At 40.6% G+C, this 16,752-nt stretch carries 15 protein-coding genes; 11 read left to right on the forward strand and 4 right to left on the reverse strand.

All coding sequences use genetic code 11. The annotated features are described in order from the left end of the window. A partial coding sequence (locus tag ACH2DQ_RS18090; RefSeq protein WP_395027751.1) for a Gfo/Idh/MocA family protein occupies positions 1-994 on the forward strand: 994 nt, incomplete at its 5' end. Between the two features lie 220 nt (positions 995-1,214). Next, on the forward strand, positions 1,215-2,240 hold the full coding sequence (locus ACH2DQ_RS18095) for a uroporphyrinogen decarboxylase family protein (protein WP_394914906.1): 1,026 nt from the start codon (positions 1,215-1,217) through the stop codon (positions 2,238-2,240). 1,364 nt (positions 2,241-3,604) lie between these two features. Here ACH2DQ_RS18095 and ACH2DQ_RS18100 read toward each other — a convergent pair. After that, positions 3,605-4,654 carry a uroporphyrinogen decarboxylase family protein gene (locus ACH2DQ_RS18100; protein WP_394914907.1) on the reverse strand — a complete coding sequence of 350 codons (1,050 nt, stop codon included), beginning with the start codon at positions 4,652-4,654 and terminating at the stop codon, positions 3,605-3,607. Positions 4,655-4,787: 133 nt separating this feature from the next. Between ACH2DQ_RS18100 and ACH2DQ_RS18105 the strand changes: the two genes are divergently transcribed. Further along, positions 4,788-5,804, forward strand: a complete 1,017-nt coding sequence (locus ACH2DQ_RS18105; protein ID WP_394914908.1) for a helix-turn-helix domain-containing protein — start codon at positions 4,788-4,790, stop codon at positions 5,802-5,804. 134 nt (positions 5,805-5,938) lie between these two features. Here the strand turns inward: ACH2DQ_RS18105 and ACH2DQ_RS18110 are convergent, their stop codons facing one another. After that, positions 5,939-6,922, reverse strand: coding sequence for an alpha/beta fold hydrolase (locus ACH2DQ_RS18110; RefSeq protein WP_394914909.1), 984 nt, complete (start codon positions 6,920-6,922; stop codon positions 5,939-5,941). A 392-nt stretch (positions 6,923-7,314) separates the two neighbouring features. Between ACH2DQ_RS18110 and ACH2DQ_RS18115 the strand changes: the two genes are divergently transcribed. The 5 genes from ACH2DQ_RS18115 to guaA all read left to right on the forward strand — a co-directional run bounded on the left by ACH2DQ_RS18115 (position 7,315) and on the right by guaA (position 12,628). Continuing rightward, complete coding sequence (locus ACH2DQ_RS18115) at positions 7,315-8,181, forward strand: hypothetical protein (protein WP_394914910.1); 867 nt, start codon at positions 7,315-7,317, stop codon at positions 8,179-8,181. Positions 8,182-8,260: 79 nt separating this feature from the next. Further along, on the forward strand, positions 8,261-8,518 hold the full coding sequence (gene spoIIID, locus ACH2DQ_RS18120) for a sporulation transcriptional regulator SpoIIID (protein WP_395027755.1): 258 nt from the start codon (positions 8,261-8,263) through the stop codon (positions 8,516-8,518). Positions 8,519-8,738: 220 nt separating this feature from the next. After that, positions 8,739-9,251, forward strand: coding sequence for a DNA-deoxyinosine glycosylase (locus tag ACH2DQ_RS18125; protein ID WP_394914911.1), 513 nt, complete (start codon positions 8,739-8,741; stop codon positions 9,249-9,251). Between the two features lie 129 nt (positions 9,252-9,380). Further along, the gene (locus ACH2DQ_RS18130; protein WP_394914912.1) at positions 9,381-10,706 is read left to right on the forward strand and encodes an MATE family efflux transporter; all 1,326 of its coding nucleotides are present in this window, start codon (positions 9,381-9,383) and stop codon (positions 10,704-10,706) included. 380 nt (positions 10,707-11,086) lie between these two features. Then, positions 11,087-12,628 (forward strand): glutamine-hydrolyzing GMP synthase, encoded by a 1,542-nt coding sequence (guaA, locus tag ACH2DQ_RS18135; protein WP_394914913.1) that lies wholly within the window; start codon positions 11,087-11,089, stop codon positions 12,626-12,628. Positions 12,629-12,744: 116 nt separating this feature from the next. Here the strand turns inward: guaA and ACH2DQ_RS18140 are convergent, their stop codons facing one another. Both ACH2DQ_RS18140 and ACH2DQ_RS18145 read right to left on the reverse strand, forming a co-directional pair. Further along, a complete protein-coding gene (locus ACH2DQ_RS18140; protein ID WP_395027758.1) occupies positions 12,745-14,241 on the reverse strand; it encodes an ATP-binding protein in 1,497 nt (498 codons plus the stop codon). A gap of 121 nt (positions 14,242-14,362) precedes the next feature. Continuing rightward, positions 14,363-14,902, reverse strand: a complete 540-nt coding sequence (locus ACH2DQ_RS18145) for a helix-turn-helix domain-containing protein (protein WP_394914915.1) — start codon at positions 14,900-14,902, stop codon at positions 14,363-14,365. Between the two features lie 170 nt (positions 14,903-15,072). Here ACH2DQ_RS18145 and ACH2DQ_RS18150 point away from each other — a divergent pair, with 170 nt between their 5' ends. From ACH2DQ_RS18150 to ACH2DQ_RS18160, 3 genes are read left to right on the forward strand one after another with little or no spacing between them, the layout of a single operon-like run. Continuing rightward, the gene (locus ACH2DQ_RS18150; RefSeq protein ID WP_394914916.1) at positions 15,073-15,264 is read left to right on the forward strand and encodes a helix-turn-helix transcriptional regulator; all 192 of its coding nucleotides are present in this window, start codon (positions 15,073-15,075) and stop codon (positions 15,262-15,264) included. A 27-nt stretch (positions 15,265-15,291) separates the two neighbouring features. After that, on the forward strand, positions 15,292-16,356 hold the full coding sequence (locus ACH2DQ_RS18155; protein WP_394914917.1) for a tyrosine-type recombinase/integrase: 1,065 nt from the start codon (positions 15,292-15,294) through the stop codon (positions 16,354-16,356). Continuing rightward, entirely contained in the window at positions 16,353-16,742 is a 390-nt protein-coding gene (locus ACH2DQ_RS18160; RefSeq protein ID WP_394914918.1) for a plasmid mobilization protein, read from the forward strand. The genes ACH2DQ_RS18155 and ACH2DQ_RS18160 overlap by 4 nt, the downstream gene beginning before the upstream one ends. The last annotated feature ends 10 nt before the right edge of the window (positions 16,743-16,752 follow it).

Here is a 16,752-nt window from a genome sequence, read left to right on the forward strand (position 1 = left end):
TTCTCCAACAATAAAGGCATTGGAGAAAGGATATCATATTTTACTGGAAAAGCCTGTTTCCAACCAGCCGGATGAATGTGCTGCAATGGAAAAAGTGGTGGCAGAATATCCGAATGTATTCTTAGTATGCCACGTACTTCGCTATACCCCATTTTTTAAGATGATAAAAAAACTGCTGGATGAAAATAAAATTGGTGAATTGCAGAATATTCAGTTGATTGAAAATGTGGGATACTGGCATCAGGCACACAGTTTTGTACGGGGAAACTGGAGAAACAGCCAAAGTTCCAGCCCTATGATTCTCGCAAAATGCTGTCATGATATGGACATCCTTTTGTGGCTGGCGGATGCTGACTGCAGCAGAGTTTCTTCCTTTGGATCTCTGGGGCACTTTAAAAAAGAAAAGGCACCTGCGTCAGCTGCAAAACGATGTACAGATGGATGTCCGGCAGCAGATGAGTGTGCTTATTATGCCCCGGGGATATATATAGACTGGAAAGATAACTGGCAGGCAGATGTTATTAAAAAAGTAGTCAGCCCGGATACCAGCGAGGAAGCCATCCTGGATGCACTTCGGACAGGACCTTATGGCAGATGTGTCTATGACTGTGATAACGACGTGGTAGACCATCAGGTTGTGAATCTGGAATTTACCAATCATGTTACGGCATCCTTTACCATGAGTGCTTTTTCCTGGGATTGCAGCAGAGTCATAAAGCTCATGGGAAGCAAAGGGGAAATAAGCGGCAGGCTGGAAGACGACCACATTGAATTAATCGATTTTAAGAAAGGAAAAAAAGAGACGATTCTGATTGATGCTATAAAGGAAGGGCATGGCGGCGGAGACTATGGGATAATGAAAGAATTTCTGCAGTTGATCAGAGAAAATAAGGATGGAGCGGGAGGTACCAGAGCCCTGTCAGCACTCCAGGGGCACAGGATTGCGTTTGCAGCGGAGGAAGCCAGGGTGATGGGGACGGTTGTTAAGGTGTAGTTGGAGAGGCAAGATGTGTAGAGGGTCAAGATATGCATTGAGGGAAGACACGTGCTGCGGGCAAGAGGCGAAGAGGATCAAGACATGCATTGAGTCAAGAGGCGAAGAGAATCAAGACATGCATTGAGTCAAGATGTGAAGAGAGTCAAGACATGCATTGAGTCAAGATGTGTACTGCGGACAAACTACATAATGAGAACAGACTCAGAAAGGGAAGATTATGACAGGCAGAGAGCGGGTAATAAACTGCATCAAACATTTGGAAACAGACAGAATACCCCATTATATTGAGCTGGGATCGGAAGAGCTGGAAAAGATGCATCAATTCACTGGAATTAGTAATTATCAGGATACGCTGGACAATGATATTGATATGGCAGGAATTGACAGCGGATATACAGAGGTCACAGACAAGCCAGGATATTTTATGGATGATTTTGGTGTATGCTGGAACCGAAACGGAGTGGATAAGGATATCGGAGTGATTGACTCCTGTATCCTTTGCAGACCGGAGGATTTAAAATCCTATTCTTTCCCGGAAATCAAGGAGGAGCAGGTACGTGAAAAGTTAAGGCAGCTTTCAGAAAATGGAAGAAATACATTTAAAGCAGCATCTATCAGCTTTTCTATGTTCGAGCGTGCATGGACGCTGTGCGGAATGGAGAATTTACTGGTGTTCATGATAGAAGAACCGGACTTTGTACATGAACTGCTGGGAAAGATCTGTGATTATAACTGTCGGTTAATACAGATTGCGTTGGCATATGATATTGACGGCATTTGTCTGGGAGATGACTGGGGTCAGCAGAAAGGAATGATCATGGGACCTGAGAAATGGCGGGAATTCATACGGCCTCAAATGAAAAAAATGTACCACCAGATCAAAAGTGCTGATAAATATGTAATACAGCATTCCTGTGGGGATATCGAAGCTGTCTTTGAAGATCTCATAGAGATTGGTCTGGATGTCTATCAGACCTTTCAGCCGGAAATCTATAATATGGCAGATGTAAAGGAAAAAATCGGAAGCAGACTCACTTTTTGGGGTGGGATCAGTACCCAGACCTTATTGCCATTTGCTGCGCCCCAGGAGGTAAAGGAGGTCATTGTCAGAACGGCAGGCATTATGAAAGGAAAAGGTGGGTATATTCTGGCACCCACTCATGCGGTACCGGGAGATGTGCCAGCGGAAAATATTGAGGTTATGGCGGAGATATTTAGAAACCAGGAGAAGTATTTTCTTTAGATTAGTTGAACTGTGTATGGGGAAATAAAAATTGGGTTTTGCTGAGGAAGGCTGCGCTTTGTATTGGAAGACAGTGTGCGGAAAGAGAAGGGGGCGGACCTGGATTGGTGTTTGGATGGCTTAACGCAGAACTGGCATTTTCTAACCTTACTGAAGCGCTTTTTGGCGGCACGCGGGCATTCGCTCCGTAATCCTGATGGATTTCGCAGCTCATTGCCCGCTTCGTATCCGATGGGAGCCATCGAATACGATCCGCCAAAAAACACTTACACGCCTTCCAAACACCAGTCCAGGTCCGCCCCCTTCTCTTTCCGAGATGCAGTTTATTGATACAAAGCTGGTTTTCTCAGAATGTGTGGAACCCTGGGGGGGTATGCTGGACGTTGTTGGGATAGAACGAATGAAGCGCATGAATCTCACAAAGCTGAATAACTTAGAATGCAGCTACACAACTTCTGCTACTCTTAATTGAAAAAGTTTTAGAATTTAACCTATATTATATTTATGGATATATTTTCTATAGACGCTAGGCCTGTGATCCGGAAAGCGAGTATCATTAAATCTTGTTTCCCATATTTCATACAGGACTGCCAAAACACTATACTAAAACCAATGAAGAACCATGGATACTGATCATGCTAAAACCAATGAAGAACCACGGATACTTATTATGCTAACGCCAATGAAGAACCACGGATACTTATTATGCTAACGCCAATGAAGAACCGCGGATACTTATTATGCTAACGCCAATGAAGAACCGCGGATACTGATCATGCAACGCCAATGAAGAACCGCGGATACTGATCATGTAACTCCAATGAAGAACCGCGGATACTGATCATGCTAACACCAATGAAGAACCACTGATACTTATCATGCTAACTCCAATAAAGAACAAATGATACAATTATACAAATGCCAATAAAGAACAGCTGCCACAACCCCGGGTTCCAACAGGCTGAGAAAATCAGCTTTGTACCAATAAATTAAATCTCGGAAAGATGGGGGTGGGAAACTGGTATGGGCGAAGGAAGCGTAGAGCAGAGCTGAGTATTTACTTACTTTTCCGGAGTGTTTTTTGGCGGATCGTATTCGATGGCTCCCATCGGATACGAAGCAGGCAATGAGCTGCGAAATCCATCAGGATTACGGAGCGAATGCCTGCGTGCCGCCAAAAAGCCCTTCGGAAAGGTTAGAAAATACCAGTTCTGCGACCAGCTTCCGAAGTCCATACCAGTTTCCCACCCCCATCTTTCCGTACACGACCTAGCTCTTACAAAGCGTTGCCTTCCTCAGCCAAACCCCAATTTATGGTTTTATATCAGTCTTACAATTAATAAGTACATAAATCATCCTATCTACTAATAATACACAGCATATTGCTCCATAGCGTCCATAACAGCCACGACATTTTCTAATGGAATCCCAGGATAAAGGCCATAAATCATCATTAGCCCTCCCTTAGGAGAGGCGAGCTTCTGAACTTCTTCCTGAATCAGACGATGGATCTGGTCTGGGGATCCCTGGGAAGTAATGGTTTGCCGGTCAATGTCAAGTTCCAGGCAGACCCGTCCAGCCAGACGATCTGCAATCCAGTCGATTCCATTTACAAGATCCTGGAGGTTTATGATACCTACACCGCTCACTAAGAGCTCGTCCAGCAGCATACGGATATCACCGTCAGAATGCATATGAACGATGGTGCCTTTTTCTAAAGTGGGTTTCATCAGGCGTTTATAGCTTGGACTAATGAATTTACGGAAATGAGAGGGCGACAGCATTGGACCTGTCTGCATTCCCAAATCTTCCGGATAGGTAATGATATCCACATTCATATCCAGATATTTATGAATGATATACAGGTTAAAAGATTCAATTTTATCTATAAGCCCTGTAAGGTTTGGCTCATCATCAGCCATATCGAAAATGAGGTTTTCGTATCCCCTGATATCACATAGCTGGAGGAAAGTATGCCCGTGCCTGAGTCCGGCTTTAGCAAGCTTCCCCTGATTTTGCAGATCCTGGATGCGCCGCTCTTCAGCAGTCCAGTCAATAGGCCCGATACCCATACAGTAAGCCGGATCTGGACTTTGATAGTTTTCAAATGAATCCCAGGATGTCAGCGCATGTTCCGTTACCGTACCTGTAATTCCATCCATGCTCGTGTGCCAGATACAACCCCAATCGTCTTTAAATGGGGCATCTTTTTGTGCCACTGCGGCGTATTTGGGGGTATAAGGCATAGACGGACGCTTGAAATCGGGAAATAACAGCGGATGACGCTCCATTTGTTCAAACAGGAAATCCTGAGGATAGGAGTGCCAGCAGGAGTCATTGATCTTAAAGGTCATGGGGATGTAGTCTGGTGATTCAAACCGGATAGCTTTCAACATATTTTCTTTTGGTGTCATAATGTGTTTCCTTTCTTGTTGATTTTTGTTAAGATTATTGTAGATCATAATTGCCGGTTTGGCTTTTGAGTTTATATTGCAGTTGAAAATGAAACAAAGATATCCAGACGGATTTTTACGGAGGAAAAGTGCGGTGAAAGAGGATAAAAAGATTGTGGAGTATTACCTGGGAGAACGTATGCTGTTCCGTTTGGGAAAAGTAAATTATACAAAAGCCCACAGGCCGCTGAAAGTGCACACCCATATGGACATGACAGAGTTTGTGTTTCTGATAAAGGGATGTCAGATTTACAGTGTGGAGGAAAGATCCTATAAGGTTAACAGCGGTGATATTTTTATTGCCAGGCCTGGAGAATGGCATAGTACCGGAGGGAATCCCGAAGATAAATCATCATTATATTATTTAATAGTGGATTTAAAAAGCGCAATAGATTCAGGGTTTCTATGTGACAAATCAGAAGCACAGAATTTCATGGAACATTTTCAAACAGAAACGGGAAGGATTTATCAGGGGAATGACCAATTGACCGGGATGTGCAAAGAGATTATGGAAATCATGCTAAATCCGGATGAGTTTTATCATACCAGAATTCGAAATGCGTTGTCTTCCCTGATGATATCCTTGACCGCCTGCACGGCAAAATATGGGGATGAAGATATATGGGATAATTTACAGGATAAAACAGCAGATAACAAGGAAAGTGAAATAAAGGATAAAACAGCAGATAACATGGAAAGTGAAATAAAGGATGAAATAGAAGATAATATAGGTAAAAAAGAGAATCAAAAAAAGAATCTAAAAGAGAAACAAAAAGAAGAAAAACAGATGGAAGAAGTTTTGCGTTATATAGAAGATCACATAAAAGATGATATTAAAATAGAGGAGCTGGCACAACAAATGGTATTGTCTGTTTCCCGCTTCCATTTTAATTTTGTGAAAGCAGCCGGGATACCGCCCAGAGAATATATCTTGCGCCGAAAAATAGAATCAGCGAAAAATGAACTTCTGTACAGCGATAGAACTGTGACGGAGATCGCATATGAATATGGATTCTCTTCCAGCCAGTATTTTGCAACTGTTTTTAAACGTTTTTGTTATATGTCACCTTTGGAATATCGGTGCAGGAAAAGTGAAGGAAGTGGGGATTAGCAGAAAATACGGAAAAATAAACGGATAACTGAAGCGGCAGTCATTGCTTCGGCAGTCTCCCTTATATACATAATTTTATGATCAAAAAAACGCTGCAACTTTTTTAAAGTTTGCGGCGTTTTTCATAGGAACATTTACTCCTGTTTCTGTTTGTCAGCCAAATCGGCTTTCCCATTCAGCACATCTTTGCGTAAAATATGGCACATTTTTTTGGGCTCCTCAAAACAAGGGCTGTGAGCGGAACGATCAAAGGTATAGAAGCCTTTTAGGGGAGCTTCAATGGCCTGAACAAATTGTTTCGCAATTACATAAGATACCTGATAATCAAATTTACCATGCAGGACGTATGCCGGAATTTCCAGCCGGGGAACCTGTTTAATCAAATCACTTTGGAGTACAAAATCCCAGAGACAGTTCAGAGAAAAACTGTTGCCCATTGGAAACTTCAATTTTTCCTGCCATGTGTAACCTTTAAAACCAAGCACAATTTTAACGCAATCCAACATGGATTTACTGCGGTGCATGGTACCAATGCCAAGCTTCTGCATCCCGTCACTTCGTACAGAGAGGTATTTGATACCAATCTCGCCTCCCTGATCAATAGGATACTTTTTAAATTTACGGACCATTTTTTGATTTCCAGCGGTTCGGAACTTATTTAGCATGTAAGTATATGCCAGTCGTTCTGATTCCTCCTGCCGGGCAACCTGTCCGATGCCGATATAGGCGTGAAAAAGTTCAGGTGCCCGCTGTGCCGTAAGCGTCCCCAGCACGGTTCCCCAGGAATGCCCCATTATGTATATTTTATCTTTCCCGAAACGCCGCCGCAGATATTGCACTACCGCTATGGTATCAGAAATCATCTGGTCTATTGTCATCATTTCTTTTGGAATATTGCGTTGGTAAGAAATACCGCTGCCCCTCTGCTCCCACCAGCATACCGTAAATATCTTTTCCAGTCCTGTTGGATGTTTCTGCGTGAATGCGATCTCCGGTGAACCTGGACCGCCGTGGAGAAATAATAATACCGGATTGCTGGTATTCTCACTTTGTAAAAACATGCCTTGCCTCATACCATTGATTTCTACACGAATCTTTTCATTTAATTGTTGTTGCATTTTTCGCCTCCTTATGAGCGGGTTTAAAACTCGTTTTTGTTCATATATAATATAGTTACCGATACGGTTTATGCGTATAATTTCATGTTACTTTATTTTAGCATATCAGGCAGCAGATTGCCAGGATTGGTTAGGAAAGGCAAGAGATCATGGTGCGAATGGATGAAACAATGACATTTCATCTATGATAAGAGTATGCGCTTTGAAATTTATAACATGTTCTAATATGTGAAGGGATGATATTGCTTATGGGATAAAAGAAAGTTATAATGAAAGTAAGTGATGTTTGCCATAAGGGATTGGAGAGAAAAGACAGGCAGTTGGATTGACAGGACGAACTAAACGTTAAGCCGATAAGGTTTCATATAAAATGTGCATAGGGAGGTTTTAGAATGGAGGAACTTGTATGTCAGAATTGTAATGGAAAATTAAAGATTGATCTAGCTACAAAAATAGCCGTCTGCGATTATTGCGGAACGGCATTTATGCTGGGTGAACCTCCAGAGATTTCTGAAAAGCAACGGGAACTGCAAAAGATTAAGCAATTGCAATCAATTGGTGAATATGAGGAAAGTGATAAAAGATTTAAAAAGCTAATTAAAAAATATTCGACGGACTATGAGATTCTTTGGGAATATGTTTTATATGTTACAAATGATTTAAATGAATATATGATGGGTGTGATGCTTTCAGAAGACGTTCTGGAAGCTCAGGAATGTGCAAAAAAAGCAATCAAACTGGCGCCGGATTCGATTTCAGAGAAAATCGCTAAGGAATGGTCCGCATATGTCGGGCTGTATAATGATTTTTTACAAAAAGGCAATGAGGAAGAAGAAGAAAAGAGAAAAACGGATGTAAATAGAATAATAGACGGGGATTTAGATAGTCTGGATGGTTTTTATTTTGGATGCTTGGTGTCAGAAAGCAGCTATTTATATTACTCTGAAGGTAAGATTTATCTCTGTGCTCTGGTGCGGGACGGAGGATATACAACGGAACAGAAAGCGCCAGAAAAGCTTCCACGGGAGAGGTTTGAAGTAATCTTAGATGAAGAAGGTTTTTTTCTGCAAAGACAGGTGCAGAAACGCTGGTTTTCTCAAGAAATAAAAGAGGAACGCCTGATTTTAGATGGAAAGACGGTTCAGTTGGTAGAAGTAAAGCACTATGATGGAGGCGGGCGGTACAATGATTTTTGTACTGTGAAATTAGGAAATGAGGAGAAATTGCTGATGGGAGCCGGAAGAGGAACGCTGAAATAGAATTCCCGATATCCTATATTCTAATCCCACACCCCCCTGCATACAATGTTAAAAACACAGTGATTGCAGGGGGATTTCCTTGAAAGGTTATATTGAGGAAAGGGCAATTGACATTGCGAATTATATCATAGAACAAAATGCCACAGTAAGACAAACAGCGAAGAAATTTGGGATAAGCAAAAGTACGGTACATAAGGATGTCACCGAAAGACTGCTTCAGATTAATCCAACTCTGGCGAAATGTGCCAGAAAGGTATTGGATGTCAACAATTCCGAGCGTCATATAAGAGGTGGGCTTGCTACACGGGAAAAATATCTTCATCAGACAAACCAATAGTCAGGGATTCACAAAGGGAGTTATGAAAAGCGGGGACACGAAAAAGGATGTTCCCCGTTTTTTTCTAAGATCCGGCAAATAAGATCAGATAAACGCCAAAAAGCTGCAAATTTCATATAATATCTCTATTGTATTCCATAGATATTGGGGATATAATATTATAGTTTCTTGTAAAAGCCAGGCATCATAAGCCGGGCTTTCGATCAGACAGGAGAAAGATATGAAATTAAAAGATAATCAACAGTATACCCATTTGTCCCATACCTTTGATCCGGTATTTGACAAAGATTCTAAAATACTGATACTCGGAACATTTCCTTCCGTAAAATCCAGAGAAAATCAATTTTACTATGGACACAAACAGAATCGTTTCTGGAAAATCATAGCTGCGCTGACTGAGGACGAAGTTCCAGTGACAATAGAGGAAAAGAAGTCTCTTCTATTAAAAAACCACATTGCTATCTGGGATGTAATTGCAAGCTGTGACATTATCGGTTCTAGTGACAGTTCCATTAAAAATGTCATACCGGCAGATCTTCCATTGATTCTGGGACAGGCTGATATTGGGAAAATTTATGCCAATGGCGGCAAAGCCTATGAGCTTTATCAAAAGTATTCTTTTTCTGAGACAAAGCGTGAAATTATTCGTCTTCCAAGCAGCAGCCCGGCAAATGCGGCATTTAACATGGAACGTCTGCTGAAAGAATGGGGGCAGATTAAAGACTATATTTGATGACAGAAGATGGTTATGCTGTAAAATTGCAAGATGAATAAGAGGTTAATGATTTTAGGATGATAAGTTAACAATAAGGAAATAGATGAGTGTAAAAGTACAGGAAGAGAAGAAGTGGGGGAGAGAACAATGATGTTCACGAATAAACAGCTGAAGCAATTAATTGTACCCTTGATTATTGAACAGCTGTTGTCGGTAACCGTAGGAATGGCGGATTCAGTAATGATCGCCAGTGTAGGAGAGTCAGCAGTATCGGGCGTGTCTCTGGTAGATACCGTGATGGTCCTGCTGATCAATATTTTTGCGGCCCTGGCGACCGGCGGTGCAGTGGTTGCGGGGCAGTACATAGGCCAGAAGCGTGCAGAGCGCTCCTGTAAAGCCGCAGAACAGCTGGTGCTGTTTACTACCGTACTTTCCATTATTATTACCGCTGTGGTCTATTTGGGTCAGGGATTGATCCTGCATGGAGTATTCGGGCAAATCGAAGCAGATGTAATGGGACATGCTGAGACATATCTTGTAATTGTAACGGCTTCCATTCCGTTTATTGCCCTGTATAACAGCGGTGCGGCGTTGTTTCGCGCAATGGGCAATTCCAAAGTTTCCATGAAAACATCGCTGCTTATGAATGCCATAAATATAACCGGAAATGCTACTTTAATCTTCGGTTTGAAGATGGGAGTTGCAGGAGCGGCAATACCAACACTGATTTCCAGAATCGTAGCAGCGGTCATCATGATTCTTCTGCTTGCAAGAACCAATCAGGAAATCCATCTTCCAAGACCATTTACTCTGAAGTTTGACAGACATATGGTTCGTAAAATTTTACATATCGGAGTACCAAACGGACTGGAAAACAGTATGTTCCAGTTGGGAAAAATATTGGTACTCAGTTTGGTTGCAGGCTTTGGAACTGCATCTATCGCAGCAAATGCCGTTTCTAATACCATAGCAATGTTCCAGATTTTACCGGGAATGGCAATCGGATTTGCCATACTGACGGTTGTATCCCAATGTGTGGGAGCCGGGGATTATGACCAGGCTAAACATTATACCAAAAAGCTGATGAAAATCGTATATGTCGCCATGTGGGGCATGAACGTTATTATTTTCCTATTGCTGCCATTGATCATGAAAGTCTATAATCTATCCGATGTAACGGCACAGATGACAACACAGATTTTAACTTACCATGCCATTTGCTGCTGTACAATCTGGCCAATGTCCTTCTCACTGCCCAACACGCTGCGGGCCTCAAATGATGTGAGATTGACTATGATCATATCCATATTGTCCATGTGGATTTTCCGTATAGCCTTTAGTTATGTGTTGGGAAAATTCCTGGGATGGGGAGTATTTGGCGTTTGGGTTGCCATGACCATTGACTGGCTGTTCCGTGGAATCTGCTTCATGGTTCGCTATGCCAGAGGTAAGTGGCAGTACCAGAAAATATAAATTCGAGAGTTTTGAAAATGGTGTCTTGCAAAATGTATGTCATGTATTTTTTCTGCGTTTTTGAGAAATGCTGTGCTGATTGAGACGAATGAAGCAATGGGAAATGCTGTGCTGATTAAGGCGGATCAAGCAATGGGAAATGTATACTGAATTTGACGGAAAGCTATCTTCAAATTGAGTGTGCAGCCTGCTAAATACAATTTTCCAACAGGCAAAGGCATTGGATAAAATTAATTATTTATATAAAAATTTGGTATTTTATTTAAAAATAGGATGAAAAAAATAAAGTAAATTACTTGTAAAACTGTATTTCTTCCATTATAATGGAGAGAATGCATCATAAAGACTAAGGAATGAATGAAAACGTAGGAGGACAAACCGTGAAAAGAGAAATGGTTATAGTACTGGATTTCGGCGGACAATATAATCAGTTAATAGCAAGACGTGTACGAGAATGCAATGTTTATTGTGAGGTGCATCCTTATGACATGGATCTTGAGACCATAAAAGAGATGAATCCTAAAGGAATTATTTTCACCGGCGGACCAAACAGTGTCTATGGGGAAGATTCACCAACCTGCACAAAAGAAATATTTGAACTGGGTATTCCAATCCTGGGAATCTGCTACGGATCACAATTGATGGCTCATATACTGGGCGGCAAAGTAACAACAGCTCCTGTAAGCGAATATGGAAAAACAGAAGTAGATGTTGATACAGATTCCAAATTATTTGATGGCATCGACGGCAAGACAATCTGTTGGATGAGCCACACGGATTATATTGAAAATGCGCCGGAAGGGTTCCACATCAAAGCGCACACACCGGTTTGCCCGGTAGCTGCAATGGAAATGCCAGATAAGAATCTCTATGCGGTACAGTTCCACCCGGAAGTCGTACACACACAGCAGGGTACAAAAATGCTGTCTAACTTCGTATATAATGTCTGCGGCTGCGCAGGCGACTGGAAAATGGATTCCTTCGTAGAGACATCCATCCAGCAGATTCGTGAAAAAGTAGGCGATGGAAAAGTGCTCTGCGCTCTTTCAGGCGGTGTGGATTCCTCTGTTGCAGCTGTAATGCTGGCAAAGGCAGTTGGAAAACAGCTGACCTGCGTTTTCGTAGACCATGGTCTTCTACGTAAGGACGAAGGAGATGAAGTAGAAGCTGTATTTGGTCCGGAAGGCCATTATGACCTGAACTTCATCCGTGTAAACGTACAAGACAGATTCTATGAAAAACTGGCAGGTGTAGAAGAACCGGAAGAGAAGAGAAAAATCATTGGTGAAGAGTTTATCCGTGTATTTGAAGAAGAAGCACAGAAAATCGGTAAGGTAGATTATCTGGTACAGGGAACGATTTACCCTGACGTAATCGAAAGCGGCTTAGGTAAATCAGCAGTGATCAAGTCACACCACAATGTGGGAGGACTCCCTGATTATGTTGATTTTAAAGAGATTATAGAGCCACTGCGTCTTTTATTTAAAGATGAAGTACGTAAGGCCGGATTAGAACTTGGCATCCCGGATTATCTGGTATTCAGACAGCCATTTCCGGGTCCTGGACTTGCTATCCGCATTATTGGGGAAGTAACGGCCGAGAAAATTGAGATTTTACAGGAAGCAGATTTTATTTACCGTGAGGAAATTGCAAAAGCTGGTGTTGATAAACAGATCGGGCAGTATTTTGCGGCACTTACGAATATGAGATCTGTTGGTGTTATGGGAGATGAGAGAACGTATGACTATGCTGTGGCATTGCGTGCGGTTACTACATCAGATTTTATGACAGCGGAGTCGGCAGAACTGCCTTGGGATGTGCTGGGGAAGGTGACCAGCAGGATCGTGAATGAGGTGAAGCATGTGAATAGGGTGCTTTATGATTGTACGGGGAAACCGCCGGCTACGATTGAGTTTGAATAGCGGACAGAACCCCGGGAATGCTTGTGAAATGGGCATTCCCGGGGTTGCTTTATGCCGTTTGGCTCTACTTTGGCTCTATTTTTTAAAAAGAGTAAAAGTAATTATGGTAAATAATTTCATATATGTAGAAGTCTGGATGACAATGTGCCGATCATATCTGTTAATTCTTGCTCAAAAGAGCGACTAACATCATCGGCACCACTTCTCGCATGGGCACATTCGTGTAGAAGCGTTCCAGCATATGATTCTATACTTTCTAATTGTGTTCTCTTTATTAAGATGATTTGTGTTGCAGGTATCCATAAACCTACGGTTGAAATATATAGTTCTGATTCATATATTTTATCTACTATTTGTATTTCCCTAACAATCTGAGGCTTGCCACCTATTATTTGAAAAATTTGTTTAGTCTTATCATAAATAATCTTTTCTTGTGGTGTTAAATCGGTAATTTTTATTTGGGTTGGTGTAAAATTCTCTTGTTCATTTTTTAAATATTGTGATGATGTAGTTAATGTTTCACCATCATCAGCGCCATTGTTGTAATCCTCCATTTTTTCTATTAGATTTTCAGGAACAACAACAGGGGTAAATCCCTTTGTTTTCATTTCGTCTATTAAGGAGGGGGATAGTTCTAAGTCTCTTGCAGTTACAAACGTTGTGGATGCATTTATCCGCCCCATCTCTCTGGAAGCGTACATAGCCACATCATTCCATGAAAGCTCATCATGTCTTTTACCACTTCCAAATTGCTGCAAATCATTTATAAGTGCATCTATTACGATATTTGCTTTACACTCTTTTAAAATACTCTTTATCCTGTCGGTATATGCACTTCTTCCTACATTGGTTCTTTCACGATTTAAGGCTTTTTTAAGTTGACTAGTGAGGGAAGTAATATTATAAGAAAATAGAAAATTTGTTTCCTCTGCCACCTTTACTCCATTGATATATATATTAGCAAAATCCTCTTTTTTTTCGATGACTTCACCATATTTGGTTTTTTCACATATATTGCATTTTGAAAATTTTAAGAAAAGAGCTTTTGCGTTAGCTATATCTTCTTGATTACATCCACACAAACAAAAATCCGTTCCCAACATGTTTAGATTATCTGTTGGTATTATTTCAGCATGTAATGTTACGATATCGTCAAATCCGGATTTAGATGCCGTCTTCAAGGTGATGGTACCATGTTTTGATACAATTTTAACTTTAATTTTATGCCTATATAGTGTGGCAAGAGCATCCTTTAATCCAACGCCAAACCGACCAATTAATTTATCGCTTTCAAGCTTTTCTTCATTTTCGTGTTGAGTTAAATGATGATAATTTAATCCTCTACCATAATCTCTAATATGCCACCAATTAGACTCATCTTTAAAAATACTGATATCGTTTGTATTTGTGAGTATTTGCTCATCAAGAGCATTAGAAATAATTTCTCTTATTGCATGATAAATCTCCCAATTTTCTAATATCTTTTCTATATTTAGGTCGAATTCTTTAGCAGTATTGATTTTGACTTGAGTAGCTGCATTTTCAATATTTTCTATTTGTTTAATATTATTTTCTTTCATATCAGCAGTTTTAGATTTACCAAACCATTTCATAGTTTTCCTCCGATTCTTAATAGGTAGTTATTATGCCATATAATAGGAGATATGGACATATTTCTTAATAATTACATACATACTCTGTAATAAATTGTGTATAAAAATCAATTTTACAATTTTAATGAAAAACTTTAACTGTTATTCCTTGTGCTCCTTTCTTCACCACCATACTGTCATCCACAAGGTGATTCTTGATTTCTTCCAAATCCTTTGCCATTGCTCCTATCACTTCTTGATGCTGAGTTTTATCTTTAAAGCTGTGGTTGTCATTCTCAATCTTTTCCTGCAATTGTTTTGCCTTTAGGTAAGCACATAGCTTTTTATTTATGAAACGATTATTAAAGGATATTTTCATTGTGTCAGGAATAAAGTTTCCCTCTTCATCTTTCTCCGCTTCAAAGGTCATATCGACCTGCTCATCCATCTTAAATAGCAATGACAGCACATCAGATACTGTTTCTATATCAAAGTCCATAAAAAGGTTAATGCTAATTCCCAGTGCATTTGTTATCTTAAGCAATTGATCTGGCTTTGGATTGCGAATGCTATATTCATATTTCTTAATTGTGGCAGAGTTAATGCCAGAAAGTTGTCCAAGCATTTCTTGCGATATTCCACGCATATTTCTAAAATATTTGATTTTTTCGCCAGTGCTCATATCATTATCCTCCATATTTTGCTCCATATTTGCATTTTATCACATGGGGACACATTTGTGTATAAAAAGTTATAGAAAATACTTGACGAACACAAAAGTGTACTGTATAGTGAGAGTTACAAAAGTACACAATAGTGTACCTTGAGAAAAACATGAGAGGAGAAATGAATATGGAGAATGTGATGAAAATGTACATTACTGCAGATGAGGTTGCCGAACTTTTGGGAGTATCCAGAGGGTATGCATATAAGTTGATTCGTGGATTGAATAAGGAACTGAGTGCAAAAGGTTTCAGGGTGATTTCTGGAAAAGTTCCGACAAAGTATTTTCAGGAAAAATTCTATGGCATGGTGCTGGCGTAAGGCAGACAAAGGAAAGGAGTTGATGGAATGTCGGTTACGAGAGATGGTAAACTGTGGCGCAGCCAGTTCTATTATGAGGACTGGCAAGGAAAACGCCATAAGAAGAACAAAAGAGGTTTTAAAACCAAGGGAGAAGCAGAGGCGTGGGAAAGAGATTTCCGGCAGCAACAGCAACGGGATTTAGATATTAAATTCGATAACTTTGTAGAGATTTACTTCAAAGATATGGAAAACCGTTTACGGGAAAGCACCATTATTAACAAACGCTATGTATTTGATTTGAAGGTAACGCCTTACTTTAAGAATAAGAAGATGTGCGAGATTAGGACTGCTGATATTAGAGAGTGGCAGAACCTGTTAATCAAAAAGGGATATGCACCCACGTATTTAAAAAGTATCAATAATCAGTTGGCAGCACTCTTTAATTACGCAGTCAAATATTACGACTTAAAAGATAATCCTTGTAGAAAGGCAGGCAGCATTGGCAAGGGCAAAGCAGATGAAATGGAATTTTGGACGAAGCAGGAGTTTAAAGAGTTCTTTACTTCTATGGAAGAAAAACCAGAAGCAAAAATGGCTTTTCTGATTCTATATTGGACTGGAATTAGGATTGGAGAATTGTTGGCTTTGACTTATGAAGATATTGATTTAGAAAAGCGGATTATCAGTATTACGAAGTCATATCAGCGCATTAAAGGTAAAGATATGGTAACACCGCCTAAGACACCCAAAAGTAACCGCAAAGTGACAATTCCTTCATTTCTTGCAGAGGAATTAAAGGAATATTGCAGTATGCTATATGGCATTACTCCCAAAGAAAGAATGTTTCGATTCACCAAGTCATTTATGGAACATGAGATTGTGAGGGGGATAAAGGAAACGGGGGTGAAGCGTATCAGACTGCACGATTTAAGGCACTCACACGCATCCCTGCTTGTGGAAATGGGATTTCAGCCATTGGCGATTGCAGAGCGTTTGGGGCATGAGAAAATCGAAACTACATTAAACACCTATTCACATTTATATCCCAATAAACAGGCGGAATTAGCGGAGCAGCTAGAAATTGCCAATGGAGAGGAGGCACAACCATGAGCGGAGTTCATAAATACCCGACAATCAGTTTTCGGGTTTCCCCAAGGGAACGTGATGAAATTGAAGCAAAGATTACCGCCAGCGGAATGCAAAAGAAGGATTACTTCATTCGTTCATGCATTTATAACAGAGTATGTGTAGTAGGAAAAAAGGAAGTGGTTTATCGGTTGGTAGAGGAATTGCAGATGATGCAGATGAACCTTATAGATATTGTGAGCCAGTTTGAGCAACAAGAGGTCACATTGTCAACCGAGGGAATAAAGGAAATGAGGAATGACTGCCTGAGCATGCTGAAAGCCATAATGTGGATGTTAGACGGTGCGAGGTATCTTTGGCAGGAAACAGAGGAGCGCAAAGAAAAAAGTCCCGACAGCAGCAACTGTTAGGACTTCTGAT

Source organism: Robinsoniella sp. (genome assembly GCF_034124845.1).